The sequence below is a fragment of the Tranquillimonas rosea genome, assembly GCF_900111315.1.
GTDB classification, from domain to species: domain Bacteria; phylum Pseudomonadota; class Alphaproteobacteria; order Rhodobacterales; family Rhodobacteraceae; genus Tranquillimonas; species Tranquillimonas rosea.
In genome coordinates this window covers 32485-59177 of record NZ_FOGU01000009.1, presented here as the reverse complement: position 1 = coordinate 59177, position 26693 = coordinate 32485, and the positions used below count along the sequence as shown (strand labels likewise).

General features: G+C 70.3%; 26 protein-coding genes. 16 read left to right on the top strand and 10 right to left on the bottom strand.

The window, feature by feature from the left end; translation table 11 throughout:
* Positions 1-130 precede the first annotated feature (130 nt).
* The 3 genes from BMZ25_RS14930 to BMZ25_RS14920 all read left to right on the top strand — a co-directional run bounded on the left by BMZ25_RS14930 (position 131) and on the right by BMZ25_RS14920 (position 3357).
* Positions 131-1018: a CPBP family intramembrane glutamic endopeptidase gene (locus BMZ25_RS14930; RefSeq protein ID WP_092695015.1), complete on the top strand. Its 888-nt coding sequence runs from the start codon at positions 131-133 to the stop codon at positions 1016-1018.
* A gap of 64 nt (positions 1019-1082) precedes the next feature.
* Positions 1083-2057 (top strand): acetyl-CoA carboxylase, carboxyltransferase subunit beta, encoded by a 975-nt coding sequence (gene accD, locus BMZ25_RS14925; RefSeq protein WP_092695014.1) that lies wholly within the window; start codon positions 1083-1085, stop codon positions 2055-2057.
* 25 nt (positions 2058-2082) lie between these two features.
* The gene (locus tag BMZ25_RS14920; protein ID WP_092695012.1) at positions 2083-3357 is read left to right on the top strand and encodes a bifunctional folylpolyglutamate synthase/dihydrofolate synthase; all 1275 of its coding nucleotides are present in this window, start codon (positions 2083-2085) and stop codon (positions 3355-3357) included.
* Between the two features lie 110 nt (positions 3358-3467).
* Here BMZ25_RS14920 and zapE read toward each other — a convergent pair whose 3' ends face one another.
* Both zapE and BMZ25_RS14910 read right to left on the bottom strand, forming a co-directional pair.
* Positions 3468-4544: a cell division protein ZapE gene (gene zapE, locus BMZ25_RS14915; RefSeq protein ID WP_092695010.1), complete on the bottom strand. Its 1077-nt coding sequence runs from the start codon at positions 4542-4544 to the stop codon at positions 3468-3470.
* A 27-nt stretch (positions 4545-4571) separates the two neighbouring features.
* Entirely contained in the window at positions 4572-5750 is a 1179-nt protein-coding gene (locus BMZ25_RS14910) for a TIGR03862 family flavoprotein (protein ID WP_092695008.1), read from the bottom strand.
* Positions 5751-5797: 47 nt separating this feature from the next.
* On the opposite strand from BMZ25_RS14910, the gene BMZ25_RS14905 reads away from it, so the two are divergent.
* Positions 5798-6106 (top strand): HNH endonuclease family protein, encoded by a 309-nt coding sequence (locus BMZ25_RS14905; protein WP_092695006.1) that lies wholly within the window; start codon positions 5798-5800, stop codon positions 6104-6106.
* Between the two features lie 5 nt (positions 6107-6111).
* Here the strand turns inward: BMZ25_RS14905 and BMZ25_RS14900 are convergent, their stop codons facing one another.
* Positions 6112-6720 (bottom strand): enoyl-CoA hydratase/isomerase family protein, encoded by a 609-nt coding sequence (locus BMZ25_RS14900; protein WP_092695004.1) that lies wholly within the window; start codon positions 6718-6720, stop codon positions 6112-6114.
* Entirely contained in the window at positions 6717-7472 is a 756-nt protein-coding gene (locus tag BMZ25_RS14895; RefSeq protein ID WP_092695002.1) for an SDR family oxidoreductase, read from the bottom strand. Before BMZ25_RS14895 ends, BMZ25_RS14900 begins: the two co-directional genes overlap by 4 nt.
* Before the next feature lie 134 nt (positions 7473-7606).
* Between BMZ25_RS14895 and BMZ25_RS14890 the strand changes: the two genes are divergently transcribed.
* The 6 genes from BMZ25_RS14890 (at position 7607) to lpxK (ending at position 13786) form a co-directional block, all read left to right on the top strand.
* Entirely contained in the window at positions 7607-9136 is a 1530-nt protein-coding gene (locus BMZ25_RS14890; protein ID WP_092695000.1) for a hypothetical protein, read from the top strand.
* A 71-nt stretch (positions 9137-9207) separates the two neighbouring features.
* A complete protein-coding gene (locus BMZ25_RS14885; RefSeq protein WP_092694998.1) occupies positions 9208-10554 on the top strand; it encodes a TldD/PmbA family protein in 1347 nt (448 codons plus the stop codon).
* The gene (locus BMZ25_RS14880) at positions 10541-11314 is read left to right on the top strand and encodes an inositol monophosphatase family protein (RefSeq protein WP_092694997.1); all 774 of its coding nucleotides are present in this window, start codon (positions 10541-10543) and stop codon (positions 11312-11314) included. The genes BMZ25_RS14885 and BMZ25_RS14880 overlap by 14 nt, the downstream gene beginning before the upstream one ends.
* 77 nt (positions 11315-11391) lie before the next feature.
* Positions 11392-11637, top strand: a complete 246-nt coding sequence (locus BMZ25_RS14875) for a DUF4170 domain-containing protein (RefSeq protein ID WP_092694995.1) — start codon at positions 11392-11394, stop codon at positions 11635-11637.
* Complete coding sequence (locus BMZ25_RS14870; protein ID WP_268874224.1) at positions 11634-12803, top strand: 3-deoxy-D-manno-octulosonic acid transferase; 1170 nt, start codon at positions 11634-11636, stop codon at positions 12801-12803. Before BMZ25_RS14875 ends, BMZ25_RS14870 begins: the two co-directional genes overlap by 4 nt.
* On the top strand, positions 12803-13786 hold the full coding sequence (gene lpxK / locus BMZ25_RS14865) for a tetraacyldisaccharide 4'-kinase (RefSeq protein WP_092694991.1): 984 nt from the start codon (positions 12803-12805) through the stop codon (positions 13784-13786). The genes BMZ25_RS14870 and lpxK overlap by 1 nt, the downstream gene beginning before the upstream one ends.
* Here lpxK and BMZ25_RS14860 read toward each other — a convergent pair.
* The 3 genes from BMZ25_RS14860 to BMZ25_RS14850 are packed head-to-tail and all read right to left on the bottom strand — an operon-like array spanning position 13783 to position 16132.
* Positions 13783-14919 carry a CaiB/BaiF CoA transferase family protein gene (locus BMZ25_RS14860; RefSeq protein WP_092694989.1) on the bottom strand — a complete coding sequence of 379 codons (1137 nt, stop codon included), beginning with the start codon at positions 14917-14919 and terminating at the stop codon, positions 13783-13785. The genes lpxK and BMZ25_RS14860 overlap by 4 nt on opposite strands.
* Positions 14916-15599: a DsbA family protein gene (locus BMZ25_RS14855; RefSeq protein WP_092694987.1), complete on the bottom strand. Its 684-nt coding sequence runs from the start codon at positions 15597-15599 to the stop codon at positions 14916-14918. Before BMZ25_RS14855 ends, BMZ25_RS14860 begins: the two co-directional genes overlap by 4 nt.
* A gap of 8 nt (positions 15600-15607) precedes the next feature.
* A complete protein-coding gene (locus BMZ25_RS14850) occupies positions 15608-16132 on the bottom strand; it encodes a DUF721 domain-containing protein (protein WP_092695252.1) in 525 nt (174 codons plus the stop codon).
* A gap of 146 nt (positions 16133-16278) precedes the next feature.
* Here BMZ25_RS14850 and mutY point away from each other — a divergent pair, with 146 nt between their 5' ends.
* Both mutY and BMZ25_RS14840 read left to right on the top strand, forming a co-directional pair.
* Positions 16279-17349, top strand: coding sequence for an A/G-specific adenine glycosylase (gene mutY / locus BMZ25_RS14845; RefSeq protein ID WP_092694985.1), 1071 nt, complete (start codon positions 16279-16281; stop codon positions 17347-17349).
* Positions 17350-17387: 38 nt separating this feature from the next.
* Positions 17388-18533 carry an alkane 1-monooxygenase gene (locus BMZ25_RS14840; RefSeq protein ID WP_092694983.1) on the top strand — a complete coding sequence of 382 codons (1146 nt, stop codon included), beginning with the start codon at positions 17388-17390 and terminating at the stop codon, positions 18531-18533.
* Here BMZ25_RS14840 and BMZ25_RS14835 read toward each other — a convergent pair whose 3' ends face one another.
* From BMZ25_RS14835 to BMZ25_RS14825, 3 genes are all read right to left on the bottom strand, one after another.
* Positions 18534-19562, bottom strand: a complete 1029-nt coding sequence (locus BMZ25_RS14835) for an NADP-dependent oxidoreductase (protein WP_092694981.1) — start codon at positions 19560-19562, stop codon at positions 18534-18536.
* A gap of 194 nt (positions 19563-19756) precedes the next feature.
* Entirely contained in the window at positions 19757-20857 is a 1101-nt protein-coding gene (locus tag BMZ25_RS14830; RefSeq protein ID WP_092694979.1) for a site-specific DNA-methyltransferase, read from the bottom strand.
* A gap of 108 nt (positions 20858-20965) precedes the next feature.
* Positions 20966-21604 carry a ribonuclease HII gene (locus BMZ25_RS14825; protein ID WP_092694977.1) on the bottom strand — a complete coding sequence of 213 codons (639 nt, stop codon included), beginning with the start codon at positions 21602-21604 and terminating at the stop codon, positions 20966-20968.
* Between the two features lie 173 nt (positions 21605-21777).
* Between BMZ25_RS14825 and BMZ25_RS14820 the strand changes: the two genes are divergently transcribed.
* Genes BMZ25_RS14820 through BMZ25_RS14805 form a run of 4 tightly spaced genes read left to right on the top strand, consistent with a single transcriptional unit; the run spans position 21778 to position 26691 of the window.
* Positions 21778-22815, top strand: coding sequence for a LacI family DNA-binding transcriptional regulator (locus tag BMZ25_RS14820; RefSeq protein ID WP_235859890.1), 1038 nt, complete (start codon positions 21778-21780; stop codon positions 22813-22815).
* Positions 22812-24158, top strand: coding sequence for an ABC transporter substrate-binding protein (locus BMZ25_RS14815; RefSeq protein ID WP_092694973.1), 1347 nt, complete (start codon positions 22812-22814; stop codon positions 24156-24158). The genes BMZ25_RS14820 and BMZ25_RS14815 overlap by 4 nt, the downstream gene beginning before the upstream one ends.
* Positions 24159-24211: 53 nt before the next feature.
* On the top strand, positions 24212-25450 hold the full coding sequence (locus BMZ25_RS14810) for a carbohydrate ABC transporter permease (RefSeq protein ID WP_092694971.1): 1239 nt from the start codon (positions 24212-24214) through the stop codon (positions 25448-25450).
* Positions 25447-26691: a carbohydrate ABC transporter permease gene (locus tag BMZ25_RS14805; protein WP_092694969.1), complete on the top strand. Its 1245-nt coding sequence runs from the start codon at positions 25447-25449 to the stop codon at positions 26689-26691. The genes BMZ25_RS14810 and BMZ25_RS14805 overlap by 4 nt, the downstream gene beginning before the upstream one ends.
* Positions 26692-26693 lie beyond the last annotated feature (2 nt).

The window sequence follows — 26693 nt, the reverse complement described above, 5'->3', positions numbered from 1 at the left end:
ACACCCTCCTGGCGTGTTATCTTCCCTTGCGTCCGGGAATAGGCGAGCGGACACCCGCGCACAAGCGCGATTGCCCCGGCGGGCCGGACTGCTAGCTTGGCCGGCGACGCGCCGCTCCGAGAGAGATGCCATGCCCCGCCCCGCCTTCCGGGCCTTCATCGGCCCCGCCACCGCGCGCCCGCAGCTCTGGCGACTGCTGCTCGGGCTGATCGTGGCGGCGCTGATCTATGCCGCGGTCTGCGTCGCTGTGCTCGCCCCCGCGGTGCTGCGCCAGCCCGCGACGGACGCCGGCGACACCCTGGCCTCCCTGGTCGAGGCGCGGACCCCCGGCGCGACGCTGTTGCTGCTGGCGACCTTCGCGGGGATGGCGCTCGGCGTGATGGTGGCGGCGCGGTTCTTGCACGGGCGCCGACCGGGAACGCTGATAGGTCCCGCTTCCCGCGCGCTCCGCGACTTCGTGACGGCCGTGACCGTGGTCGGCGCGGTCTACGCGGTGGCGGTGCTGGTGTGGGCGTGGCGGTACGACAGCCTTCCGGGGCTCGACCTCGGGACATGGCTGCCGCTGCTGCCGCTGGCGGTGGCGGGCCTGCTGATCCAGAGCGGCGCGGAGGAGATGCTGTTCCGCGGCTATCTCGTGCAGCAACTGGCCGCGCGGTTCCGCTCGCCGCTTATCTGGGCGCTGCTTCCGGGCGTCGTCTTCGGACTGCTGCACTTCGACCCCGTGACCGCGGGGGGCAACGCGTGGCTTGCCGTGGGCGCGGCAACGGCCTTCGGCCTGGTCGCGACCGACCTGACCGTGGTGACCGGCAGCCTCGGCGCGGCCTGGGGGTTCCACTTCGCCAAAAACGCGCTTGCCGTCCTCCTGCTGGCCACCAAGGGCACGATCACCGGCCTGGCCCTGCGCCGCACCCCGTACGGCGTCGACGCCGAGGACGGGTCGCGCTGGCTGATCCTGGGCGACATCGGCCTGCTGGTCGTGGCCTGGCTGATCCTGCGGCGCATCCTGACCACACGCTGAATTGCATTTCACCCTCAGGCCGCATAGGTCTGGCCCGCCCGAAGCAGCCCACGGCACGCACCCGATGAACTGGATCTCGAACTACGTCCGCCCGAAGATCAACTCGCTCTTCTCGCGCCGAGAGGTGCCCGAGAACCTCTGGACCAAGTGCGACGAGTGCGGGACGATGCTGTTCCACCGCGAACTGCGGCAGAACCTGAACGTCTGCGGCAATTGCGGCCACCACATGTGGATCAGCCCCCGCGCCCGGTTCGAGGCGCTGTTCGACAACGGCACCTTCTCGGAGGTCGAGGTGCCGATGCCGGTGCAGGACCCACTGCAGTTCCGCGACCAGAAGCGCTATGCCGACCGCCTGCGCGGCGCGCAGAAGGCCTCGGGCGAGAAGGAGGCGATGCTGGTCGTCGAGGGCGAGATCGGCCGCACGCCGATCGTCGCGGCGGCGCAGGATTTCAGCTTCATGGCCGGCTCGATGGGCATGTATGTCGGCAACGCGATCATCGCGGCGGCCGAGCGCGCGGTGCAGACCGGGCGGCCGCTGGTGCTGTTCTCGGCCGCCGGCGGGGCGCGGATGCAGGAAGGCATCCTGTCGCTGATGCAGATGCCGCGCACCACCGTCGCCGTCGACATGGTGAAGGAGGCGGGGCTGCCCTACATCGTCGTCCTGACCCACCCGACCACCGGCGGCGTGACCGCCAGCTACGCGATGCTCGGCGACGTCCAGATCGCCGAGCCCGGCGCGCTGATCTGCTTTGCCGGCCCCCGCGTGATCGAGCAGACGATCCGCGAGAAACTGCCCGAGGGCTTCCAGCGGGCCGAGTACCTTCTGGATCACGGCATGCTCGACCGAGTCACCCACCGCAGTGAGCAGCGCTCGGAGCTGATCACCCTGACACGGATGATGATGGGCATGCCGCCGGCCGTCGCCGGAGAGCTGCCGCCCCCCGCCAACGGACCCGACGCGCCGCAGACCAGCGTGGCCGAGGTGGCCGAGGCGATGCTGGGCGGCGAGGCGTCGACCTCCGGCGGCCAGTCGTCCTGATCCCGGTGGACCGGCGCGACCGCCCATGAGCCCCGACACCTCCGACCGCATCCTGACGCGGATGATGGCGCTGCACCCCAAGGTGATCGACCTCGTGCTCGATCGCGTTTGGAGGCTGCTGGACGCGACAGGCAACCCGCAGGACGCGCTGCCGCCGGTGATCCATGTCGCCGGGACCAACGGCAAGGGATCGACCCTGGCGATGCTGCGAGCCGGGCTCGAGGCCGCGGGCAACCGTGTCCACGCCTATACCTCGCCGCATCTCGTCCGCTTCCACGAGCGTATCCGGCTGGCCGGGGAGCTGATCGGAGAGGACGAACTGGCCGCGATCCTGGATGAATGCGAGGCCGCGAACGAAGGCCATCCGATCACCTATTTCGAGATCACCACCTGCGCCGCGCTTCTCGCCTTCTCGCGCGTGCCGGCCGAGTACTGCCTGCTGGAAGTCGGGCTGGGCGGGCGGCTCGACGCCACCAACGTCGTCGCCCGGCCCAGGCTGACGGCGATCACGCCCGTGGCGCTCGACCACCAACAGTTCCTGGGCGAGACGCTGCCGGAAATCGCCGCGGAGAAGGCGGGCATCCTCAAGCGCGGCGTGCCCTGCGTGGTGGGCCGGCAGGAGAACGCGGCGCTGGAGGTGATCGAGGCGCGGGCGGCGGCGCTCGGCGCGCCGCTGCTGGTGCGCGGGCAACACTGGCATGCCTGGGAAGAGCGCGGGCGCCTCGTCTACCAGGACGAGCGCGGTCTCCTCGACCTGCCGCTGCCGGCGCTGCCGGGCCGTCACCAGATCGACAATGCCGGAATCGCGCTCGCGGCGCTGCGCCACCTGGAAAGCGACGAGACCGCCTGCGAGGCCGCGATGACCGGAGCCGCCTGGCCGGCGCGGATGCAGCGGCTGACGCGCGGGCCCCTGGCCGATGCGGCGCCCGGGGCGCAGATCTGGCTCGACGGCGGCCACAACCCCCATGCGGGCGCCGCGCTCGCCGACAGCCTGGCGGCGATGGACGACCGGCCGCTGCACCTGATCTGCGGCATGCTCAACACCAAGGATGCCGGCGGCTACCTCGCGCCGCTGGCCGGGATGGCGGCCAGCCTGACCGCGGTGCCGATCCCCGGCGAGCACAGCGCGCATCCCCCGGCCGAAGTCGCCGCCGCGGCACGGGCGGCCGGGATCCCCGCCTCGGAGGCGGAAAGCGTCGGCGCGGCGCTGGCGGAGATCGCCGGCACCGCGCCGGGCGCGCGCGTGCTGATCTGCGGCTCGCTCTACCTTGCCGGGCAGGTGCTGGGCGAGAACGGCTGAACCCCGCGGCGCGCCTTCGGCGCACGCGACCTTGCGCCCGCCTCCGGCGGGCGGTTCGCGGGGGCGCTGCCCCCGCACCCCCGGAATATTTCACGGCAGAAGAAGGCGGGTCAGCCGCCCCAGCCCTCGGACTGCATTTCGCGCAGGCGGGAGGCCGTGCGCTCGAACTCGAAGGTGCCTTCGCCCTCGACATAGAGGCTTTCGGGGGTGTCGGCGGCGGAGATGTAGAGCCGCGTGCCGGCCTCGTAGAGCGCGTCGATCAGGGTGACGAAGCGGCGGGCCTCGTTGTAGTTCTCGGAGCCGAGGCGCGGCACCTCTTCCAGCAGGAGGACGTCGACCGCCTCGGCCACGGCGAGATAGTCGGCGGCCCCGAGGGGGCGGCCGCAGAGATCCCAGAACCGGGCCCGCGCCACGCCGCCCGCATGCCGCGGCACAGTGACGGTGCGGCCTGAGACGGTGAGCTCCAGCGGCTCGGGCGTGCCTTCGGCGAGGTCGTCCCAGACGCGGTCCATCCGGGCGCTCGCCTCGGCGTCGGCGGGCGTGAAGTAGGACTCGCCCGCCGAGGGACGGTCCTGCCGGTAATCCTGCGCCGCGTCGAGTTCGCGGACCGCGAGCCGGTGCTTGAGGAGGCGGATGAAGGGCAGGAAAACCGAGCGGTTCAGCCCGTCCTTGTAGAGGTCGTCGGGCGGGCGGTTCGAGGTCGTCACCACCACGACGCCGGCGTCGAAGAGCTTTTCGAACAGGCGGCCGACGATCATCGCGTCGGCGACGTCGCCGATCTGCATCTCGTCGAAGCAGAGCAGGCGCACCTCGGCCGCGACCTCGCGCGCGAAGGGGGCGATCGCGTCGTCGACGCCGCGGGCGCGGGCGGCCTTCATCCCCCTGTGCACCTCCTGCATGAAGGCGTGGAAATGCACCCGGCGCTTCGCGTCGATCTCGGCGGCCTCGTAGAAGAGGTCCATCAGCATCGACTTGCCGCGCCCGACGCCGCCCCAGAGATAGAGCCCCTTGGGCGGGTCGGCGGGACGGGAGAACAGCCCGCGCAGGCCGCCCTTGCGGGCCGGGCCCTCGGCCAGGGCGGCGGCGATGCGGTCGAACTCGGGCAGGACGGCGCGCTGCGCGGGGTCGGCGGTCAGCCCCCTGGCGCGGACCGTCTCGTCGTAGAGGGTGGCCATGTCCTTGGTCATGCACACCGGAGTATCGTCAAGCGGCGGTCAATGGAAGCCGGCGGCGGCCCGGCCCGCGAGGCGGCCCGTCGCGAGGCAGCCGGTCAGGAGGTAGCCACCGGTCGGGGCCTCCCAGTCCAGCATCTCGCCCGCGGCGAAGACGCCGGGACAGGCCCGCAGCATCAGGTCGTCGTCAAGGCCGGGCCAGGCGATGCCGCCGGCGGTCGAGATCGCCTCGTCCATCGGGCGGGGTCCCTGGTGGCGGAGGGTCAGCGCCTTGACCCTGTGCGCCAGCGCCTCGCCCGTGGGAAGGGGATGCGCGGCCTCGAACAGCAGGGCGAGCCGGACCGGATCGAGCCTGAGCGTCTTGCGCAGCCACTGGCCAACCGAAGCCTTGCCACGGGGGCGGCGCAGGCGCGCGGCGATCGTGTCGGTATCGAGATCGGGGAGCAGGTCCACCTGGAGCGGCGCGCCGGTGCGCAAGGCCGGGGTCAGCGGATAGAGCCCGCCGCCCTCGAGCCCGGCGGCCGAGACGACGCACTCGCCGCGACTGTGAAGCGCACCGGCGCCGAGACGCACACCCTTGAGCGGCTGGCCGAAGACCTTGGCCATCGGCCTGGACCAGGCCACGGAGAGCCCGGCATTGGCGGGCGCAAAGGGGGTGAGCGGAACGCCGCGCCCGGCCAGCCAGGGCGCCCATGCGCCGTCGGAGCCGAGCCGCGCCCAGCTGGCGCCGCCGAGCGCGAGGACGCAGACGGCGGGCCGCAGGGCGCGCGGACCGTCCGGCGTGTCGAAGGCGAAGGCGCCGTCGTCCCAGCCGTGCCAGCGCCACCGCGTGCGCAGGGCCACGCCCCGGTCCGCGAGCCGCGACAGCCATGCCCGGAGCAGCGGCGAACCCTTCATCGTCAGTGGAAAGACCTTGCCGGACGAGCCGGTATAGACCTCCTGCCCGAGGCCGCGTGCCCAGTCCATGACCTCGGCCGGGCCGAAACTTGCCACGGCGCGGCGCATCTCGGAGCTGTCGTAGTGGCTGGCGAAGGCCCCGGACGGTTCGTCCTGGGTGAGGTTCAGGCCGCTCTTGCCCGCCATCAGAAACTTGCGGGCGACGCTCGGCTTCTGCTCCGCCACGAGCACGCGGCGGCCCGCACGGGCGAGTTCCTCGGCCGCCATCAGTCCGGCCGGCCCCGCGCCCACGACCAGCGCGTCGATCCCGCCGTCCTGCGTCATCGGCGCGCCTTGCGGCCGGACGCGCGGCGGATCCAGACTGCGCCGCGATGGACGACCCCGTGTGCCCCCTGTGCGGCCGGCCGATTCCGCCGCATGCCAGGCAGAGCCTGCATCACCTCGTTCCCAAGCTGCGCGGCGGCAAGGGCGGGCCAACGGTGCTGATGCACCAGATCTGCCACAACGAGATCCACGCCACGCTGAGCGAGGTCGAACTGGCGCGGGCCTATTCCACGCCCGAGGCGCTCAGGGCGCATCCGCGGCTGGCGAAGTTCGCCTCGTGGGTGGCCAAACGGCCGCCCGAGTTTCATTCCAAGACACCCGGCGCGCGGCGCGGTCCGAAACGGCGAGGGCGCTAGCACGGTCAGATCAGCGCCTTGATCGCGGCGGCGTGGTCCGGGCTGGCCGACAGGGCGTCCTCGGCCAGGGCGGCGGCGCGGGGCAGCACCTCTTCGGTATGGCAGACGCCCTCGACGAGACCGAAGGAGAACGCCTCGTCGGCACTGAGGCGCGCGCCGCCCATCAGCAGAAGCTTGGCGCGCGCCGGCCCGATCAGCTCTTTCAGGCGGGCGGCATCCGCGGCCTGCGGCAGGTAGCCCCGCTGCATTACCGGGTAGAAGAACGTCGCATGGCGCGCCGCGAGACGGATGTCGCAGGCCATGGCCATGCCGAAGGCACCGCCGGCAAGCGTGCCGTTCAGCGCGGCTACGGTCAGGCAGGGCAGCGCCGCGATCCGGTCCGAGAGCGTCTCCCACAGCGGAGAGGTCGCGAGGCCCTGCTTCGCCTCGTCGAGATCGGCGCCGGCGCTGAAGGTGCGGCCCCGGCCGGTGATCAGGACCGCCCGCGCGGTTCCGTGGGCCTCGTCGATGCAGGCGACGAGCTGTTCCAGCATCGCCGCTGTCAGGGCGTTCGCCTTGTCCGGACGGTCGAGCGTCACCGTCCAGAGCGGGCCGTCCTTCTCGCAGGTGATCACGTCAGTCCGACCTTCTGTCGCACGCCCTCGTCGCGGAGCGAGACCTCGCCGCCGAGATAGTCGTCGGCCTCGGGCCCGCACATCCACAGGAGCGCCTTCGCCGGCCAGTCTGCCGGGATATGGTCGTCCCAGTCGAGCTGGCTGATCGGGTTGATTCCGCTCGCCTTGATCTCGCGCTGCATATCGGTGGCGACGGTGCCCGGCGACAGGCCCATGACCCGCAGCCCCTGCCCGCGCGTCTCGTGGTCGGCCGACCGGGTAAGCATCGCCGCCCCGGCCTTGGCGGCACAGTATTGCGACCAGCCCTCGACCGGGCGGTGCGCCGCGCCCGAAGAGATGTTCAGGATGGTGCCGGCGCCCTGCTGCAGCATGAAGGGCATCGCGGCGCGCATGCCGTGATAGACACCCTTGAGGTTGATATCGATCGCCTGGCCCCAGTCCGCCGGGTCGATCTCGGCCATGTGGCCGATCGGTTCGATCACGCCGGCATTGTTCACCAGGACGTCGAGGCTGCCGAAGGTCTGCACGGCGGCGTCGACCGCCGCGCGCACCTCCCAGTAGCGGGAGACGTCGCAGGGAATGGCCAGCGCCGTGTCCGGCCCCAGTTCCCCGGCGATCGCGGCAACCGAGTCCTCGTCGCGCGCCACCAGGGCGACCTTTGCGCCGGCGGCGGCAAAGACGCGGGCCGCCTCGGACCCGATGCCCCGGCTCGCGCCGGTGATCAGCACTGTCTTTCCTGTCATGTCGGGCATGCCCGTCTCCCTCGCATGGTTCCTTCGCCTTGCGGCAACCTAGTCGAGCCGACCCGGTCGTGCCAGCGACGCGCTTGACGCCGGCGGCCCCGGACGGCGAAGTATGCGCCAACAGCCCAACCGGAGAGAAGAACATGTCCGTCGCCGTCCCCTCTCGAACCGTCATCGGCCTGGCTTGCGCCGCCGGCCTCTTGCCCGCCGCACCGGCCGCGGCTCTGACGGCTGACGCCCTGTGGCAGGCCTGGCAGGACCAGGCGACCGAGAGCGAGCAGGAGATCACGGCGGCCGAGACCTCGCGCGACGGCGATGCGCTGACCCTGAGCGGCGTGCGCAGCCGCGTCACCTATCCCGACGGCAGCGCGACGGTGATGCTGGACCGCATCGTGCTGACAGAGCAAGACGATGGCAGCGTGACGGTCGACCCGTCTCCGGTGACGCGGCTGACGACCGAAGCCGCTCCCGAGGACGGCGAGTCCTCGACCACCGAGATCGAGATCGCGACGACGGACCTTTCACTGGTGGCGCGCGGCCAGCCGCCCGAGATCGACTACCAGGTCGAGGCCGGCGGTGTGGACATCACGCTGACCTCGCTGACCGTGGACGGCGAACCGGTCGAGGTCGAGGCGGGCGCGACGATGACGGGGCTATCGGGCGACTATCTCGTGGAATCCGGCGACGGGACGGGCAATCCGGCCACGACCGGGCAGATGTCGGTGGACGCCGTCGCGCTTGCCGCGACGGGCGCGGATGACGAGGGCACCGGGTTCTCTCTGGAAGCCACCTACGAGGACGTCGCCGTCGAGAGCTTCGGCACCGGCGGTCTTTTCGGAAACGCCGATGCGCTGGTGTCGCGCGATGTGACGGCGGGGGGGGCCTACAGCTACGGCGCCACCAGCAGCCGCTTTTCCGTCGAGGGGCCCGAGGGCGGCACCCTGGCGACCCAGAGCGAGGGCGGCCGCAGCGAATACGACCTGTCGGACGGCAACCTGACCGTCGACGGCGCGATGCGTAACATGACCTTCACGGCCGAAAGCCCGCAGCTGCCCGGTCCACCGGTCGAGGCCAGCATCGACGAGATCGCGACGAGATTCACCTTCCCGCTCGCCCCCTCGGACGAACAGCGCGATATCGCCCTGATGCTGAACCTCGACGGCCTGACGGTCGACGACCAGCTCTGGGCGATGGTCGATCCCCAGGGGATCCTGCCGCGCACGCCCGCCCGGCTGAAGCTGGACCTTGCCGGCCGCATGACGCTGAACGAGGCACTGTCCGAGATCGACCCAGAGGACGAGTCGGCCGCGACCTTCGACAGCCTGACGATCCGCGAGCTCGAGCTGGGCTTTGCCGGCGCCGAGCTGTCCGGGGACGGCGACCTGACCTTCCAAGCGCCGTCCGACGACGCGGCCGAGCCCCCGGAGGGAACCGACGACATGATCCCTGCCGCGCCGCCGATGCCCGAAGGCCAGATCAACCTGACCCTCAGCGGCGCGAATGCGCTGATGGACGACCTCGTGACCTTGGGCGTGCTGCCCGAGGATCAGGTGATGGGCGCGCGGATGATGCTGGGCCTGTTCGCAGAGTCGGTGGGCGACGACCTGCTGCGCTCGCGCATCCGGCTTGGCCCGGACGGACAGGTCACGGCGAACGGCCAGCGCATCCGCTGAACCGTCCGGCGGCGCTTGCGGGGGACGGGTCCGGGGGCTAGGTCCGAAGGGTCATCCGAAAGGGAGCCCCGATGTCCGACCGTCTCGCCGACCTGACCCATGCCCTGATCGACGCCGCACGCGCCACGGGGGCCGACTCGGCCGACGCCATCGCCGTCGACGGCACGTCGATCTCGATCGACGTGCGGCAGGGCGCGCTGGAACAGGCCGAACGCGCCGAACAGATCGAGATCGGCCTGCGGGTTCTGGTGGGCCGGCAGCAGGCCTGCGTGTCCGCCTCGGACATCAAGCCCGAGACGCTGCGCACGATGGCCGAGCGGGCGGTGACGATGGCGCGCGAGGCGCCCGAGGATCCCCATGCCGGCCTCGCCGATCCCGCGCAGCTGGCCCGCGACTGGGACGTGGCGGCGCTGGACCTCGCCGATCCGACGCCGGAGCCCGCCCCCTCGGCGCTGGAGGAGGAGGCGCGTCGGGCCGAGGCCGCCGCGCTTGCCGTTGCCGGCGTCAGCCAGGTGCAGTCGGCCAGCGCCGCCTACGGCCGCCGCGCCGTCCACCTCGCGGCCACGAATGGCTTTTCCGGCGGCTATGCGCGGACCGATCACGGCGTCTCCTGCGTGGCGATCACCGGCGAGGGCACGGGGATGGAGCGCGACGCCCACGGCGAGTCGCGCTTGCACTGGGCGGACATGCCCGACGCCGAGTGGATCGGCCGCCTCGCCGCCGAGCGCACCGTCGCCCGCGCCGGAGCGCGGCGGCCCAAGACCGGCGCCTATCCGGTGATCTACGACGAACGCATCGCGTCCTCGCTCGTCGGACACCTGCTGCAGGCCGCTTCGGGCAGCGCGGTGGTGCGCGGCGCCTCGTGGCTGCGCGACGCGATGGACACGCAGGTGCTGCCCTCGGGCCTGTCGATCCTCGAGGATCCCCATCGTCCGCGCACGTCGGGGTCGCGCCCGTTCGACGCCGAAGGGCTGCCGACCTCGCCCCGCGCCATCGTCGAGGACGGCATCCTGCGCAGCTGGACGCTGGACCTGGCCACGGGGCGCAAGCTTGGCCTGCCCAGCACAGCCAACGCCGCGCGCGGGACCTCGGCGCCGCCGTCGCCGTCGGTGACGAATATCGCACTGACCCAGGGCGTCCAGAGCAAGGAAGAGCTGATGGCCGAGATCGGCACCGGCTTCCTCGTGACCTCGCTCATCGGGTCCTCGATCAACCCGAACACCGGCGACTATTCGCGCGGGGCGTCGGGCTTCTGGATCGAGAACGGCGAGATCGCCTACCCGGTCAACGAATGTACGCTGGCCGGCAACCTGCACGACATCCTGCGCTCGATCCGGCCCGCCAACGACGCGCGCCCCCACCTGTCGCGCGTGGTGCCGTCGCTGCTGGTCGAGGGGCTGACACTTGCCGGCAGCTGACCTGCCCCTGCTGATCGACGCGGCGCGGGCCGCGGGCGAGATCGCCCGCCCCTACTGGCGCGCCGATCCGCAGGTCTGGGACAAGTCGGGCGGACAGGGCCCCGTGACCGAAGCCGACCTGGCCGTGGACCGCGCCCTGCGCGAGACGCTTCTCGCCGCGCGGCCCGATTACGGCTGGCTGTCCGAGGAGACCGCCGACGACGAGACCCGGCTGCACCGCAAGCGGGTGTTCATCGTCGACCCGATCGACGGCACCCGCGCCTTCGTCGAGGGGCAGGAGAGCTGGGCACATTCCATCGCCGTGGCCGAACAGGGCCGGATCACCGCCGCCGTGGTGCACCTGCCGATCCGCGAGCGGCTCTACGCCGCGGCGCGGGGCGAAGGCGCCACGCTGGACGGCACACCGATCCGGGTAAGCCGCGCCACCGACCCCGATACCGCGCTGGTGCTGGCCGCGCGGTTCAACTTCGACCCGCAACACTGGCGCACCGGCGTGCCCGGTTTCGCGCGGCATTTCCGGCCCTCGCTTGCCTACCGGCTGGGGCTGGTGGCCGAGGGCCGCTTCGACGCGATGCTCAGCCTGCGCGACGCGTGGGAATGGGACATCGCCGCGGGAAGCCTGATCGTGTCCGAGGCCGGCGGCACCGTCACCGACCGGCACGGCGCACCGATCGGCTTCAACTCGCCGCTCCGGCGCTCGTCCGGGGTCGTCGCCTCGGCCCCGGCGCTGCACACCGCACTGCGCGCACGCATGGCGTGACCGCCGGGCGCTTGAGCCTGTCTGGCACGGCCTTTACGGTAACGCCCAAGCCAACGCGCCCCAGGAGATTACACCATATGACTCAGCGCCTGCACCTGGTCTTCGGCGGAGAACTCGTCAATCCGGCGGAGAACCAGTTCAAGAACGTCGAGGACATCCACATCGTCGGCATGTTCCCCGACTACAAGTCCGCCTACAACGCATGGAAGTCCGAGGCGCAGCGCACCGTGGACAACGCCCACATGCGCTATTTCATCGCTCACCTGCATCGCCTGCGCGACGAAGAGACCGCCGCCTCGCCGACCGAGGAAATCGGGGTCTGACCGCGCCGCCGGCGGCAGACGGGCCCGCGGCCGACGCCGCGTGGCCGGAGCGTCCGCGCGGGACGCTCGTCTGGTGCCACGTGGCCGCCACGACCGGGGTCGCCGCGATCGCCGACACGCTGGAACAACTCCGCCGCAGCCGGTCTGGGCTGTCCCTTCTGGTGACGCTGGAGCGGCCCGACGACCCCGCGCGGCCGCACCTGCCCGAGGCAGCGCACGTGATGGCGCTGACCGAGCTGTCCCGCGCATCGGCCCGGCGCCTGTTCGAGCACTGGCGGCCCGACGCGATCCTCTGGAGCGGTCGGCCCCTTTCGGCGGCGGCACCGATGGCCCGGCGTAGCGGCACGCCGCAGATCGTTGTCGATGCCCATGCGCCGCAGGGGCGGTTTCTCAACCGGCGCCGCTCGGCCACCGATTTCCGCGACCTCACCGCCGTGCTGACCGAACCCGGCGCCGAGGCGGACCGCCTGCGCCGCCTTGGCGCCCCGGTCGAGACACCGGGCCGGCTGCAACCCGGCGGCAGCGCCCTGCCCTGCAACGACGAGCGGCGCGACCGGCTGAGCCGCGCACTCTCGGCGCGGCCCGCGTGGCTGGCCGTCGACGTGCCGCCAGCCGAGGTGGACGCCATCGTCGCCGCCCATCTTCAGGCCAGCCGCCTGTCGCACCGGCTGATGCTGCTGATGGTGCCGAGCGCCGAGATCGACGGCAGCGAGCTGGCCAGAGAGCTTGACGCGCGGTCGATCCGGACCGGCTGCACCGGACAGGGTGACGACTTCTCGGACGGCGCGCAGGTGCACATCGCGGACGGCGCCGGGGCGCTGGGGCTGTGGTACCGCCTCGCGCCGATCACCTTCTTCGGCGGCACGCTGTCGTCCCCCGGCGCCGGTCGCCCGCCCTTCGAGGCGGCAGCGTTGGGGTCGGTCGTGGTGCACGGGCCGAACGTGCGGGCGCACGGCATCCAGTATGCCCGCCTGACCGAGCGCAACGCCAGCATCCGCGTCCGCGACGCCGAGGAGCTCGGGCGCGCGGTCGAGCGTCTGCTGGCACCGGACCGCGCCGCCGAGATGGCGCGCGCCGGCTGGGATGTCGTGTCGGCGGGGGCGGCGGTCAGCGACCGCGTGATCGAGGTGCTGAACGACGCGCTCGACATGGCGGAGGACGCCTGATGCGCACGCCCGCCTTCTGGTACGCCAAGCCCGGCTGGAAATCCCGCGCGCTGTCTCCGCTCGGCTCGATCTATGCCCGCGCGACGGCCCGGCGGCTGCGGCGCGGCCACTCGCTCGCCGCCGCGGTTCCCGTGATCTGCGTGGGCAACATCAACGCGGGCGGCACCGGCAAGACGCCGACCGCCATCGCGCTGCTGCAACGGTTGGCCGAGCGCGGGACGGCGGCCCATGTCGTGACCCGCGGTCACGGCGGGCGAGAGGTCGGTCCGGTTCGCGTCGACCCCAAGGTGCATGACGCCGGCGATGTGGGCGACGAGCCTCTTCTTCTGGCCGCTTTCGCACCCGTGTGGGTGGCGCGCGACCGCGCAGCCGGCGTCGCGGCCGCCATCGCCAGCGGGGCGCCGGCGGTGGTGATGGACGACGGGTTTCAGAACCCCGCCGTCGCCAAGGACCTGTCGATCGTTGTGGTCGATGCGCAGACCGGCTTCGGCAACGGCCGCGTCCTGCCCGCCGGCCCGCTGCGAGAGCCCGCCGCCGCCGGGCTGGCCCGCGCCGATATCGTTCTGACGCTCGGCCCGCAGGCGGCGCAGAAGGCCTTCACGACGGAATGGGGACGGCTGATCCGTTGCCCCCGTGTCATCGGCACCCTCGCCCCCTTGCGCACGGGCATGCCGTGGGACGGGGTGCGCGTTCTGGCCTTCGCAGGGATCGGACGCCCCGAGAAGTTCTTTGACACGCTGCGCACGCTGGGGGCCGAGATCATCCATGCCGAACCGCTCAGCGACCACCAGCCGCTGACATCCGCGCTGATGACGCGGCTCGAAGCGGACGCCAGGCACCACATCGCCCAGCTCGTCACGACCGAGAAGGACGCGGTGCGCCTGCCGCCCGCCTTTCGCCAGAAGGTGCTGACGGTTCCCGTGCGGCTGGAGCTGGACGACTGGGCCCCGCTCGACGCCAAGTTGTCGGGTCTGGGTCTCTAGCGCTTCAGCTCTTGCCGGATCGAGGCGCCGTCGGCATCCAGCCCCGGCGCCGGCCGGTCCGAGACCCCGTCGCTGCGCGAGAACCGGAAGGGCGGGCGGACGCCCGGCCCGTCGCCCGCAAGGCGCAGCCCCCGCGCGACCACCTGCGGATCGGCAAAGACCTCGGCCATGTCGTTGATCGGCCCGGCGGGCACGCCCGTTCCCTCGCAGGCGGACAGGAGATCGGCCTTGCTCCACGTCTCGGTAAGGGCGTTGAGCCTGTCCGTCACCGTGGCGCGGTTCTCGACGCGGGCAGCGTTGGTCGCGGCGGTCGGCTCCGAGGCCATGTCGGGACAGCCGAGCAGCCCGCAGAGCCGCCCGAACTGCGCGTCGTTGCCCACGGCGATGACGATCCAGCCGTCGCGGCAGGGAAAGACCTGGTAGGGCACGAGGTTCGGATGCGCGTTGCCCAGCCGCCGGGGCGGCGTGCCGGTGGCGAGATAGTTCATCGCCTGGTTCGCGGTGATCGCGACGGCGGAATCCATCAGCGCCATGTCGATATGCTGGCCCAGCCCCGACCGGTCCCTCTCGTAGAGCGCCGCGAGGATGGCGTTCGAGGCGTAGAGCCCGGTGAAGATGTCGGTCACCGCGACGCCGACCTTCTGCGGCTGTCCGTCGGGCTCGCCGGTCACGGACATCAGGCCCGACATCGCCTGGATGATGTAGTCGTATCCGGCACGTCCCGCATAGGGCCCGTCCTGCCCGAAGCCGGTGATCGAGCAATAGACCAGCTTCGGATGCGCCGCGCACAGCGTCTCGTGGTCCAGCCCGTACTTGCGCAGGCCGCCGACCTTGAAGTTCTCCAGCACGACATCCGCCCGCGCGACGAGGTCGCACACCAGGGCGAGGTCGCCGGACTCGCGGAAATCCAGCGCGATCGACCGCTTGCCCCGGTTGGTGCCGTGGAAATACGCGGCGGACCGGTCGCCGCCGGTCTCGACGAAGGGCGGCCCCCAGCGGCGGGTGTCGTCGCCCTCGGGGCTTTCGACCTTGATGACCTCGGCACCCAGATCGGCAAGAACCTGGCCGGCCCAGGGACCGGCCAGGATGCGCGCCAGTTCGAGGACGCGCAGTCCTGCCAGCGGGCCGCTCACTCGCCCAGCTGCTCGTCCAGGATGCCCGAGAAGTCCTCGTAGGACATGTTCGAGTAGGTCTCGCCGTTGATGACGAAGGACGGGGTCGACTCGATGCCGTTCTCCTCGGCGTTCTGCTCGAACCAGCTGACCAGCTCCTGCGCCTTGGCGCCGTCGGTCAGGCAGGCGTCGAGCTGTTCGTTGTTCAGGCCCGCCTTGCGCCCGATGCCCCGCAGGTTGTCGGCGATCTCGGCCGGTTCGCCCTGCACCCAGTCGCGCTGGTTGTCATAGAGCATGTCGACGATGCCGAAGAACCGCATCTCGCCGCCGCAGCGGGCGACCATGCTGGCCCACAGGCCGGGGCGGTCGAAATAGACCTCGCGATAGACGAACTCGATCTTGTCGGTGTCGATGTAGTCGGCCTTGAGGTCCGGAAAGACGGTCTCGTGGAAGCTCTGGCAGTGCGGGCAGGTGAAGCTCGCATACTCGATCACCTGCACGTCGGCATCGGGGTTGCCCATCGTCATCTCGGTGATCTCGACGCTTTCGGCACCGGCCTCGGCCTGATCGCCCTGCGCGTCGGCCTCCTGCGCCTGCGCGGCCAGCGGCAGCACGTCCGATCCCGCCTGGCTGTTGAGGTAGAGCGCGCCGCCCCCGATGAGGAGCGTGGTCGCAGCGATGGCGGGCAGTAGTCGGGTCATGAATACCTCTATGTGCGTTTCTTGCCAGTAAGGACGTTGCGGCCGAGCGACTCGAGCGCGGCGCGCAGGCCCGGGTCCGACACCGGCGCGGCGGCTTCGGCGGCGCGCTCGGCGGTCTGCGGATCGGGGGCGGGACGCTCTTGCCGGGGCGCATGCTCGAACGCGGCCTGGCCCTCGGAAAAGCCCGACGGCGCGGTCTGCGTCAGGCGCACCGCGCTGATCGCGTTGTAGCCGTAGCAGGCGTTCACCCGCTCGCGGATGCGGTCCTTCTGCATCTCGAGCATCGGCGCCTGCGGCCCGGTCGTCAGCACCGTCAGCGTGGCGCCCATCCCCTTGCGGCCGTAGCCGACCTTCACCGGGCGGGCGATGCGCGCGATGTCGGCGCCGACGATCTCTTCCCAATGGGTCAACAGGCGCGAGACGGCAAAGCCGCGGCTTTCGCCGGCCTTGCGGATCCGCGCCTGCAGAAGGCCCGAGGTCAGCTGGAACCCCTTGCCCCGGCGCTGTTTCGGTGGCGTCCCGGACGGTGTCATCGGGCGCATACTATCGACGTGTCACGCAGGCGCCACCATTGCGGCCACCCGAGGGAATAAAGTTCACGTTATAAGCGCCGGGATGCCACCGGCCGGGACAGCCTGCCGCCTTGCCCCGCCGCCGCGGCGGGGCTAGCCCGGTGGCCATGTCCATGCCCGCCCTCTCGTCCGAACTGCTCGACTGGTACGACGTCCACGCCCGCGCGATGCCGTGGCGCGTCGGCCCGGAGGCGCGCCGCCGGGGCGTGCGCCCCGATCCCTACCGCGTGTGGCTGAGCGAGGTGATGCTGCAGCAGACCACGGTGGCGGCGGTGAAGGCGTATTTCGAGCGGTTCACGATGCTCTGGCCGACGGTCGCCAACCTTGCCGCGGCCCCCGACGCGGCCGTCATGGGGGAATGGGCCGGGCTCGGATACTACGCCCGCGCGCGCAATCTGCTGAAATGCGCCCGCGAGGTCGTCGAGGTGCATGGTGGCAGCTTTCCCGGCACGCGGGCCGAGCTGATGACGCTGCCCGGCATCGGCCCGTACACCGCGTCGGCCATCGCGGCGATCGCCTTCGACCAGCCCGAGACGGTGGTGGACGGCAATGTCGAACGGGTGATGTCACGCCTTCATGCCGTGCACACGCCCCTGCCCGCCGCCAAACCGGAGCTGTCCGCGCACGCCGCCGGGCTGACCCCGCAGGAGCGGCCCGGCGACTACGCGCAGGCGGTGATGGACCTGGGCGCGACGATCTGCACACCGCGCAGCCCGGCCTGCGGGATCTGCCCCTGGCGGACGCCCTGCGCGGCACGGGACGAGGGTACGCAGGCCGAGCTGCCGAAGAAGACGCTGAAGGCCGCCAAGCCCGTGCGGCACGGCATCGCCTATCTCGGCCGCCGCACCGACGGCGCCTGGCTGCTCGAGACGCGGCCCGACAGCGGCCTTCTGGGCGGCATGCTGGGCTGGCCCGGCAGCGCGTGGGGCAACGCACCGCAGGACGCGCCACCCGTGTCGGCCGCGTGGCGTGATCCGGGCATCGAGGTGCGCCACACCTTCACCCACTTCCACCTGAAGCTCGCCCTGCGTGTGGCCGACCTGCCCGCCGACGCAGAGCCCGAGCGCGGCGGCTTCGTCGCGCCCCATGCGTTTCGCCCCTCCGATCTGCCGACGGTGATGCGCAAGGCCTTCGATGCCGTCGCGGCGTCGTTCGGGCCGATTGATCGGACGGGGTAGAGCGGAGTATGACGGCATAGGCCTTTACGAGTACGCCCATGTCCCAAGCCGCCGCCCCCGCCGCAGACCTGTCGAAGATCACCCGCGCGCTGCCGTTCTGGCTGTCGCTCGGCCTCCTTCCCCTGGCGGTGGGCGTGGCGATGCAGGGCGGCTGGACGCTGGCCCTGATCCCGGTCTGCACCTGGTGGCTGTTCAGCCTGGTCGACCTGATCGCGGGGCTCGACACGTCGAACGCCGATCCGGGCACGCCGGACGACCAGCTGGTCTGGTATCGGGCGATCACCAACATCTGGTTCCCGCTGCAATTCCTGCTGGTCTTCGGGCTGATCGCCTATTCCACCCGCGCCGCCCATCTCGACGGCGGCGAGCGACTGGGGCTGTTCTTCGGCGTCGGCGTCATCACGGGCACGATCGGCATCAACTACAGCCACGAGCTGATGCACCAGCGCAACCGGACCGAGCGGTGGATGGGCGACCTGCTGTTGGCGATGGTGTTCTACTCGCATTTCCGCTCCGAGCACCTGCTGGTGCACCACCGCTATGTCGGTACTCCGCGCGACCCGGTGACGGCGCGCTACAACGAGGGCTTCCACCGCTATTTCCCGCGCGTCCTGCGCCAGTGCCTCGTCTCGGCCTTCCGCGCCGAGGGGGCGATGCTGGCGCGGAAGAACCTGCCCTGGTGGCACAGGAGCAACCCGTTCTGGCGCTACACGGCATTGCAGGCGGGGATGATCGCGCTGGCCCTGATCCTCGGCGGCTGGCAGGGCGTCGGGCTGCTGCTGTTCCAGGCGGTCGTGGCGATCTGGCAGCTGGAGCTGGTCAACTACATCGAACACTACGGGCTGACGCGAAAGCACCTGGGCGACGGCCGGTACGAGCACGTCAAGCCGCGCCATTCCTGGAACGCCTGCCACCGGGTGTCGAACTGGCTGCTGATCAACCTGCAGCGCCATTCGGACCACCATTACAAGCCCGACCGCCGCTTTCCTCTGCTGCAGACCTACGACCCGGACGAGGCGCCGCAGCTGCCCTATGGCTATCCGGTGATGACGATGGCGGCGATGGTGCCGCCGCTCTGGCGCCGGGTGATGAACCCCAGGGTGCGCGCATGGCGGCGGCAATACTATCCCGAGATCACGGACTGGCACGCCTACAACAAGGCGCGCCATCCGCTGCCCCGCTGATCAGGGGTCGTCGCCGACCCACACCAGCGTCTTGCCGAAGTTGCCGCCCTCGAGCATCTCGAGGAACTTGCCCGGCGCCGAGTCCAGCCCCTCGGCCACGTCCTCGCGCACGGCGATGCGGCCGTCGCGCACCAGCGGGCCCACCTCGCCGATGAACTCGGGGAAGCGGTGGAAATGGTCGGGCGCGAGGAAGCCCTGCACGCGCAGGCGCTGGGTCAGGATCGTGCGCCACACCGCGGGCAGCGGCATCGCCTCGTCGATGCCCTTGCCGTTGTACCAGGCGATCATGCCACAGACCGCGATGCGCCCGTTCATCGCCATGTTCGGCAGCACCGCCTCCAGCGTCTTGCCGCCCACGTTCTCGAAATAGCCGTCGATGCCGTCCGGCGCCGCCTTGCCGATCTGGTCGCGCAGGGTCGCGGCGTCCGTCGCCCGGTGATCGAGGCAGGCGTCATAGCCCAGCGTGTCGGTGGCAAAGGCGCACTTGTCGGCGCCGCCGGCCACGCCGACCGCGCGAAGGCCCTTCGCCTTGGCCAGTTGTCCGGCCAGGCCGCCGACGGCCCCCGTCGCGGCCGAGATCAGCACCGTCTCGCCCTGCTGCATCTCGATCACCTTGTTGAGCCCGACCCAGGCGGTCAGGCCCGGCATGCCCAGCACGCCGAGATAGGTGGACAGCGGCGCCACCGGATCGTCGATCTTGCGCACCGCGTCGGCCCGCGCCACCGCATGCGTCGTCCAGCCGAGCGAGCCGGTCACGATGTCGCCGACCGCAAGGCCCTCGGCGCGCGATTCGAGCACCTCGCCGACGACGCCGCCCTCCATCACCGCGTCCAGCTCGACCGGCGCGGCATAGGATTTGGCATCGTCCATGCGCCCGCGCATGTAGGGATCCAGCGACAGCCAGATCACCCGCACCAGGATCTCTCCGTCACCCGGCGCCGGCAAGGCGTGCGTCTCCTGCCGGAAGTTGTCCTGGCTCGGCGTGCCCTTCGGGCGCGAGGCGAGGACGATCGATGTGGCGTCTGTCATGGTCTGTCTCCTTGGCGGCTCGGAACGACTGTCGGTTCCTCTCCACAGGCCAATCCTGCGTCGCCACGTAACCGTTCCCCCTTGTCGCAAAAAAAGAGCCCCGCCGCCGGGGCAGATCCGGGGCGGGGCACAGTCGTGCCCGCGCGACGCCCCCGGAGGACGCCGGTTGCAGCGGGCACTGGCGGACGGTGAACTTATTGCATCTCGGCGCGGATCTGCTGGCGCAGCAGGTCGATCGGGACGGTCTGGCCGTCGCGCTTGAAGCACCAGTAGGTCCAGCCGTTGCACGAGGGCGCGCCTTCCAGCGCCGCGCCGACCTTGTGGATCGACCCCTTCACGTCGTCGGCGACGAGCGTGCCGTCGGCGCGCACCTTCGCGGCGTGGCGGCCGTTGAGCGAGGTCAGCACCTCGCCCGGCCGCAGCATCCCCCGCTCGACCAGCTGGCCGAAGGGGACCCTGGGTTCGGCGCGCTTGGGGCGCGTGACCTCGAGCGCGGCCTTGTCGTACTTGCGGATGCGGGCGAGACGCGTCTCGGCGACGCGGCGGTAATCGGCGTCACGCTCGATCCCGATGTAGTCGCGGCCCAGCATCTTGGCGACGGCGCCGGTGGTGCCGGTGCCGAAGAACGGGTCCAGCACCACGTCGCCGGGATTCGACGTCGCGATCATCACCCGGTGTAGAAGCGATTGCGGCTTCTGCGTGGGATGCGCCTTTTCGCCGTTCTCGTCCTTCTCGCGCTCGTGCCCGGTGCAGATCGGCAGCACCCAGTCCGAGCGCATCTGGACGCCGTCGTTCAGCTCCTTCAGCGCCTCGTAATTGAAGGTGTAGCGGCTCGCTTCTTCCTTCGAGGCCCAGATCAGCGTCTCGTGCGCGTTGGTCAGGCGCTTTCCGCGGAAGTTCGGCATCGGGTTGGTCTTGCGCCACACCACGTCGTTGAGGATCCAGAACTGCAGGTCCTGAAGCGCCGCGCCCAGGCGGAACACGTTGTGATAGCTGCCGATCACCCAGATCGCGCCGTTCGGCTTGAGCACCCGGCGGGCCTCGGCCAGCCAGGCGCGGGTGAACTGGTCGTAGGTCTGGAACGAGGCGAAGCTGTCCCAGGCGTCGTCGACCGCGTCGACGCGCGAGTTGTCGGGACGGTGGAGATGACCCTTCAACTGAAGGTTGTAGGGCGGATCCGCGAAGACCAGATCGACCGAGCAGTCGGGCAGCTTCCGCATCTCGTCGATGCAGTCGCCGTCGAGAATCGTGTTCAGCGGCAGCGCACCTGCGCCGGCCTTTGTCTTCGTATCCATCTCTGCCTCGTTCCCGTGGCCTTGAAGGCCTGTTGTCGGTGATTGGAAGCAGGATGAGTCAAAGGCGATTCGCGGTCAATTTATTTATGGAATCCAGACGGTTGGGCATCATCCCTCGGAAGAATTCGCTTGGCACAATATCTGGTGCACCGGTTTGAAGGACCGCCTATGGTGTGGGGTAACGCCGAAATCTCGGAGCGCCTGAAGATGCGCTTTTGTCGGGTATCCGGCGTTGCGCTCCCAGCCATAGCCCGGATGCTGTTGCGCCAAATCCACCATGATCGCGTCACGCGAAACTTTCGCCGCGATGGACGCCGCGGCGATCGACACGCACCGCCCGTCCCCCTTGATCACCGCCTCGCCGGGGCAGGACAGGGCGTCGGGGACGTGGTTTCCGTCGACCAGCGCATGCGCCACCCGGCGCGGCAGACCGTCCAGCGCACGGCACATCGCAAGGTGCGAGGCGCGCAGGATGTTGATCTCGTCGATCTCTTCCACGGTGGCATGCGCGACCGAGACCTCGGCACAGTCCGACAGCAGCACCGACAGCCGGCTGCGGTCGAGCGCGGTGATCGCCTTGCTGTCGCCCAGCCCGTCGGGGATGCAATCGGGGTCCAGGACCACCGCCGCCGCCGTTACCGGCCCGGCAAGGGGGCCACGGCCGACCTCGTCGATTCCGGCGATACGCAGGGTGCCAGAGGCGATCAGGCGGGTTTCGGTTTCGAAATCGGCGATCAGGCGTGTCATGGCGCCATGATCAATCGCGTTTCGCCCAAGGGGGCAAGGGGCACGCACGGCATCGGAGGCCCCCATCGCAAGTTGGTGTTGCCGAAACCGGTTTCGGTGGCAAAGCTATCCCCATGGGAGGAACCATCATAGACACTTCGGCCCGGCGACGGGCCGTTGCGAAGACGGCGCGCGTGACCATCGCGGATGTTGCCGAAGCCCTGGGCGTGACCAAGGGCACGGTCTCCCGCGCGCTGAACGGATACCCCGACATCAGCCCCTCGACGCGGCAGCGTGTCGTGGCGGCGGCGCGGCGCATGGGGTATTCCCCCCTCGCCCACGCGCAGGCGATCCGCACCGGCCGCGTGCGGGCCGCGGGACTGGTGCTGCAACTCGAACAGCACGACGCGCAGAAGCCATTCCTCGCCGACTTCCTCAAGGGAATCACCCAGGGCGCCAGCGTCGAGGGCTGGACCCTGACCGTCGCCACCGCGGACAGCGAGGCCGAGGGGCTGGAGACCTATCGCCGGCTGATCGATGAGCGGAAGGCCGACGGCTTCATCCTGCCGCGCACCCGGCTGGTCGATCCGAGGATCGCGCTTTTGCGCGAGGCGAACGTGCCCTTCGTCCTGTTCGGCCGCACCGGCAACCCCGAGGGCTGCGCCTGGTTCGACATCTCGAGCGAGGACGCGATGCGCGAGGCCGTGCTGCGGCTGGCCGGCGCGGGACACCGCCGGATCGGCTTCGTCGGCGGCGACACGGCCTTTACCTACGCCCATCTCCGCGCCACCGGGTTCGAGACCGGGCTGACCGAGGCGGGACTGCCGCCGGCGTCCGGCATGACGGTGACCGGTTGCACCACGACCGAGCACGGCCGCGGCGCCGCCGGCCGCATTCTGGACATGGCCGACGCGCCGACGGCGCTGGTCTGCGCGACCGACCTCCTGGCCGTGGGCGCGCTGCGCGCCGCCCGCGAGCGGGGGCTGGTCCCGGGGCGCACGATCTCGATCACCGGCTATGACGGCAGCCCCGAGGGCGCCGGGATGGAGCCGCCGCTCACCACGTTCGAGGTCGACCAGCTGGCCGCCGGCACGCGCCTGACGGCGCTCTTGATCGACCGGGTCCGCGGCACGCCGCCGGAGGAGCTTCGGGAGACCGCGCCAGCGGTGTTCCGGCAAGGTGGCACCCACGGACCGCTTGTTTCCGATAACCACAGGGAGAACCGACAATGACTCAACGACACCTCTCGCGGCTGATGGCGGGTGCCGCCGTGACCGCGCTGCTGGCAGGTCCGGCGACGGCCGACATCCGCTTCTGGACGACCGAGGAACAGCCCGAGCGGCTGGCCCAGCAGGAACAGTTGGCCTCGAACTTTGAGGAAGAGACGGGCATCGCGGTCGAAGTGATCCCGGTGACCGAGAGCGATCTGGGCACCCGCGCCACGGCGGCCTTCGCCGCGGGCGACCTGCCCGACGTGATCTACCACACACTGCAATACGCCCTGCCCTGGGTCGACGCCGGCATCCTCGACGTCGAGGCGGCGACCACCGTGATCGAGGATCTCGGCCCCGATACATTCGCCTCGGGCGTGCTGGACTTCGCGCAGACCGACGAAGGCTGGGCCTCGGTGCCGGTGGACGGCTGGACCCAGATGATCCTCTACCGCAAGGACCTGTTCGAAGAGCAGGGGCTCGAGCCGCCGACCACCTATGCCAACGTCGAGGCCGCGATCGAGGTATTGCACAACCCGCCCGAGATGTTCGGCTTCGTCGCCGCCACCAAGGTCGACGAGAACTTCATGAGCCAGGTGCTCGAACACGTGTTCCTCGCCAACGGCGCCTCGCCCGTTGGACCGGACGGCTTCACCGGCTTCGACGAGGCCAGGACGACCGAGGTGCTCGACTTCTACAAGACGATCGCCGAGGCCTCGCCGCCGGGAGAGCTTTACTGGGACCAGTCGCGCACGCTCTACTTCTCGGGCGAGGCCGCGATGATCATCTGGTCGCCGTTCATCCTCGACGAGCTCGCCGGCCTGCGGGACAGCGCGCCGCCGACGATCAACGACGACCCCACCTCGCCCGAGCTTGCCTCGAAGACCGGAATCGTGACGAACTTCGCCGGCCCGTCGAACCCCGATGGCGCGGCCTGGGCCGACATCCGGTATTTCGGCATCACCGTCGACGCCGACATCGACGAGGCGCAGCAATTCGTCGAATACTCGATGTCCGAGGGCTATACCGACACGCTGGCCATCGCGCCCGAGGGCAAGTTCCCGGTCCGCCGCGGCACCGGCGACGCGCCCGAGCAGTATATCGAGGCATGGTCCCAGCTGCCGGTGGGCGTCGACCGCAAGGCGCCGCTGTCCGAGCTGTATGATCCCGAAATGGTCGACGAGATCGTCTCGGGTCTCGACGTGGCGCAGCGCTGGGGCGCGGCGGACGGCCAGCTCGCGCTCGCGTCCAAGATCGTCAACAGCCAAGTCATCAACCGGGTCGTGCGGCAGTACATCGACGGCGGAATCGACGCCGCCACTGCCGTCCAGGAGATGAACGACGAACTGTCCGCGCTGGAATGACAGCCCGCGGGGGCGGTCCGCCGCCCCCGCCCCACCCGCAGGGAGACCGCACGATGCCGGACGCCGTTCCGCCGAAAGGACGCGGGCCGCTCGCCAAGCGCGAGGCGCGCCTTGCCTGGGGCCTGCTTCTGCCCACTCTCGCCATCGTCTCGGCGGTGGTGATCGTCCCGCTGCTGTCGATCGCCTGGATCAGCGTCAAGCCGATCGGACTGGCCGACCTTCGCCCGCCCGCGCCGGTGGCCCGCGAGAACCTGCGCGGCGAGGCCGAGGACCTGCGGCTGCAATACCGCGTCCGCAACTCGTCCCGCTCGGAACCGATCGGCGACGTGACCCTGCGCGACACACTTCCCGAGGGCCTGACGATCCGCGAGGCGGATTCGCGCTGCGAAATAAACGGCACCGCGATCTTCTGCGATCTCGGTGACCTCGACGGCGGCGGCCGGGACGAGGTCGAGCTTTTCGTCGCGCTCGACGGCGACGCCGACCCGGACGCCCTGGGCGACATGGCCGAGGCAAGCACGCCGCAGATCTCGGGCAGCGCCGACAACATCCTGACCAATGCCGAGTTCACGACCGCCAATTTCGCCCGGATCTTCGACGGGGGCGAATTCTGGCGAGTGCTGGGCGTGACGTTGTTCTACGCCTTCTTCGGCACGGTCGGTGCGCTGGCCATAGGCCTGTTCGCCGCGATGCTGCTGAACCGCTCGTTCCGGGGCCAGGGCGTGCTGCGCGGGCTCTACCTTTTTCCCTACGTGGCGCCGGTGATCGCGATGGCCTTCACCTGGGTGATCCTGTTCGACCCGTTCTCGGGCTCGGCCAACGCGCTGCTGCTGCGGATGGGGGTAACGGAGAACGCGATCAATTTCTTCGGCGATCGGCCGCTGGCGCTGATCATGGTCACCGTGTTCGAGATGTGGCGCTACTTCCCGCTGTCGTTCCTGTTCATCCTCGCGCGGATGCAGTCGATCGACGACGACATGTACGAGGCCGCGGACATGGACGGCGCCTCGCCGTTCCAGAAATTCTGGTTCCTCTCGGTGCCGCAGCTTCTGGGCATCCTGTCGGTCCTGTTCCTGCTGCGGTTCATCTGGACCTTCAACAAGTTCGACGACATCTTCCTGCTCACCGGCGGCAACGCGGGCACGCGCACGCTGACCGTGAACGTCTACGAGCAGGCCTTCGCGGTGTCGAACATCGGCGCCGGGGCGGCGGTGGCGGTGGTGATCTTCGCCTGCCTGCTGGTGTTCTCGATCTTCTTCTTCAAGTTCGTCAGCCGGGAGGAAGGACTATGAGCCGCCCCCACGGATCCCGCAGCGCGGGCTGGGCCGCGTTCCTGCATTACGGCGCCCTCACCGGACCAATCATCGGGGTGCTGTGGCTCTTCGTCGTGGCGACCACCGCCGCGGTCGCCGCCTCGTTCCTGTCAGGCGGCGCGTTCCGCCCCTCGGGGCTGGCCTCGCTGATCCTCGGCGTGGCGCTGGGGCTTGCGGCGCTGCGCCTGACGCGCTGGCCGCTGGTCGGCGTTTCCGTCGTGGTGATGGCGGTCACGATGCTGGTCGGGATCGGCCCCGTCGCGACGGGGCAGGCGCCGGGCTGGGCGTTCTGGGTGGCCGTCTTCGCCACCGGGATCGGCACCGGGCTGGGGCTGGCGAAGATGCTGCACGGCCTGCCGCTGGCCCGCCTGACCCGGCACGAGTTCGAGGATGCGGTGATCCGCTTCCTCACCGGCTTCGGCTACCTGTTCTTCACGTTCATCGTCGCGGTGCCCTTCTACGTCATGCTGATGACGAGCCTGAAGAACCAGCAGCAGCTGGTGCAGAACCCACTCGACTTCTCGCTCGACCTCTCGCAGGGCTGGCACCTGTTCGACAGCTACGTCGAGCTGATGACCACGTTCAACTTCGGCTCCTATCTCTGGACCAGCTTCTACGTCTCGCTCCTGACGGTGCTCCTGACGCTGATCTTCTCGATCCCCGGCGCCTATGCCGTGGCGCGGCTGAGGTTCCGGGGTGCGGCGATGTTCTCGCGCTCGATCCTGCTGATCTACATGGTGCCGATGATCGTGCTCGCGCTGCCGATCTACATCGCCTACTCGATGATCGGGCTGCGGAACTCGGTCTTCGGGCTGGTCCTGATCTATCCGGTCACGACCATTCCCGTGGCGCTCTACATGCTGCAGGGCTATTTCCGCGGCCTGCCCGCCGAAATCGAAGAGGCCGGCCTGATGGACGGCCTGTCGCGCCTGCGGGTGATCTGGAAGATCACGCTGCCCCTGTCGCTGCCGGCGCTGGCGAGCGTGTCGCTCTACGTCTTCATGATCGCGTGGAACGAGTTCCTGCTGGCGTTCATGCTGCTCGACGATCCCTCGAAATTCACGCTCACGCGCGGAGTGGCGATGCTGAACTCGTCCGAGATCCCGCGGCAGCACCTGATGGCCGGCTCGGTGATCGCCACGGTGCCCATCATGGTCCTGTTCCTGGGCCTCGAACGCTTCATGACAAAGGGCCTGACGGCCGGATCCGTGAAAGGATGACC

Excerpts from the sequence above, each read along its gene's own strand:
- BMZ25_RS14930 (WP_092695015.1), top strand. The coding sequence starts at position 131 with ATGCCCCGCCCCGCCTTCCGGGCCTTCATCGGCCCCGCCACCGCGCGC.
- accD (WP_092695014.1), top strand. The coding sequence starts at position 1,083 with ATGAACTGGATCTCGAACTACGTCCGCCCGAAGATCAACTCGCTCTTC.
- BMZ25_RS14920 (WP_092695012.1), top strand. The coding sequence starts at position 2,083 with ATGAGCCCCGACACCTCCGACCGCATCCTGACGCGGATGATGGCGCTG.
- zapE (WP_092695010.1), bottom strand. The coding sequence starts at position 4,544 with ATGACCAAGGACATGGCCACCCTCTACGACGAGACGGTCCGCGCCAGG.
- BMZ25_RS14910 (WP_092695008.1), bottom strand. The coding sequence starts at position 5,750 with ATGACGCAGGACGGCGGGATCGACGCGCTGGTCGTGGGCGCGGGGCCG.
- BMZ25_RS14905 (WP_092695006.1), top strand. The coding sequence starts at position 5,798 with ATGGACGACCCCGTGTGCCCCCTGTGCGGCCGGCCGATTCCGCCGCAT.
- BMZ25_RS14895 (WP_092695002.1), bottom strand. The coding sequence starts at position 7,472 with ATGCCCGACATGACAGGAAAGACAGTGCTGATCACCGGCGCGAGCCGG.
- BMZ25_RS14890 (WP_092695000.1), top strand. The coding sequence starts at position 7,607 with ATGTCCGTCGCCGTCCCCTCTCGAACCGTCATCGGCCTGGCTTGCGCC.
- BMZ25_RS14885 (WP_092694998.1), top strand. The coding sequence starts at position 9,208 with ATGTCCGACCGTCTCGCCGACCTGACCCATGCCCTGATCGACGCCGCA.
- BMZ25_RS14875 (WP_092694995.1), top strand. The coding sequence starts at position 11,392 with ATGACTCAGCGCCTGCACCTGGTCTTCGGCGGAGAACTCGTCAATCCG.
- lpxK (WP_092694991.1), top strand. The coding sequence starts at position 12,803 with ATGCGCACGCCCGCCTTCTGGTACGCCAAGCCCGGCTGGAAATCCCGC.
- BMZ25_RS14855 (WP_092694987.1), bottom strand. The coding sequence starts at position 15,599 with ATGACCCGACTACTGCCCGCCATCGCTGCGACCACGCTCCTCATCGGG.
- BMZ25_RS14850 (WP_092695252.1), bottom strand. The coding sequence starts at position 16,132 with ATGACACCGTCCGGGACGCCACCGAAACAGCGCCGGGGCAAGGGGTTC.
- mutY (WP_092694985.1), top strand. The coding sequence starts at position 16,279 with ATGTCCATGCCCGCCCTCTCGTCCGAACTGCTCGACTGGTACGACGTC.
- BMZ25_RS14840 (WP_092694983.1), top strand. The coding sequence starts at position 17,388 with ATGTCCCAAGCCGCCGCCCCCGCCGCAGACCTGTCGAAGATCACCCGC.
- BMZ25_RS14835 (WP_092694981.1), bottom strand. The coding sequence starts at position 19,562 with ATGACAGACGCCACATCGATCGTCCTCGCCTCGCGCCCGAAGGGCACG.
- BMZ25_RS14830 (WP_092694979.1), bottom strand. The coding sequence starts at position 20,857 with ATGGATACGAAGACAAAGGCCGGCGCAGGTGCGCTGCCGCTGAACACG.
- BMZ25_RS14825 (WP_092694977.1), bottom strand. The coding sequence starts at position 21,604 with ATGACACGCCTGATCGCCGATTTCGAAACCGAAACCCGCCTGATCGCC.
- BMZ25_RS14815 (WP_092694973.1), top strand. The coding sequence starts at position 22,812 with ATGACTCAACGACACCTCTCGCGGCTGATGGCGGGTGCCGCCGTGACC.
- BMZ25_RS14810 (WP_092694971.1), top strand. The coding sequence starts at position 24,212 with ATGCCGGACGCCGTTCCGCCGAAAGGACGCGGGCCGCTCGCCAAGCGC.
- BMZ25_RS14805 (WP_092694969.1), top strand. The coding sequence starts at position 25,447 with ATGAGCCGCCCCCACGGATCCCGCAGCGCGGGCTGGGCCGCGTTCCTG.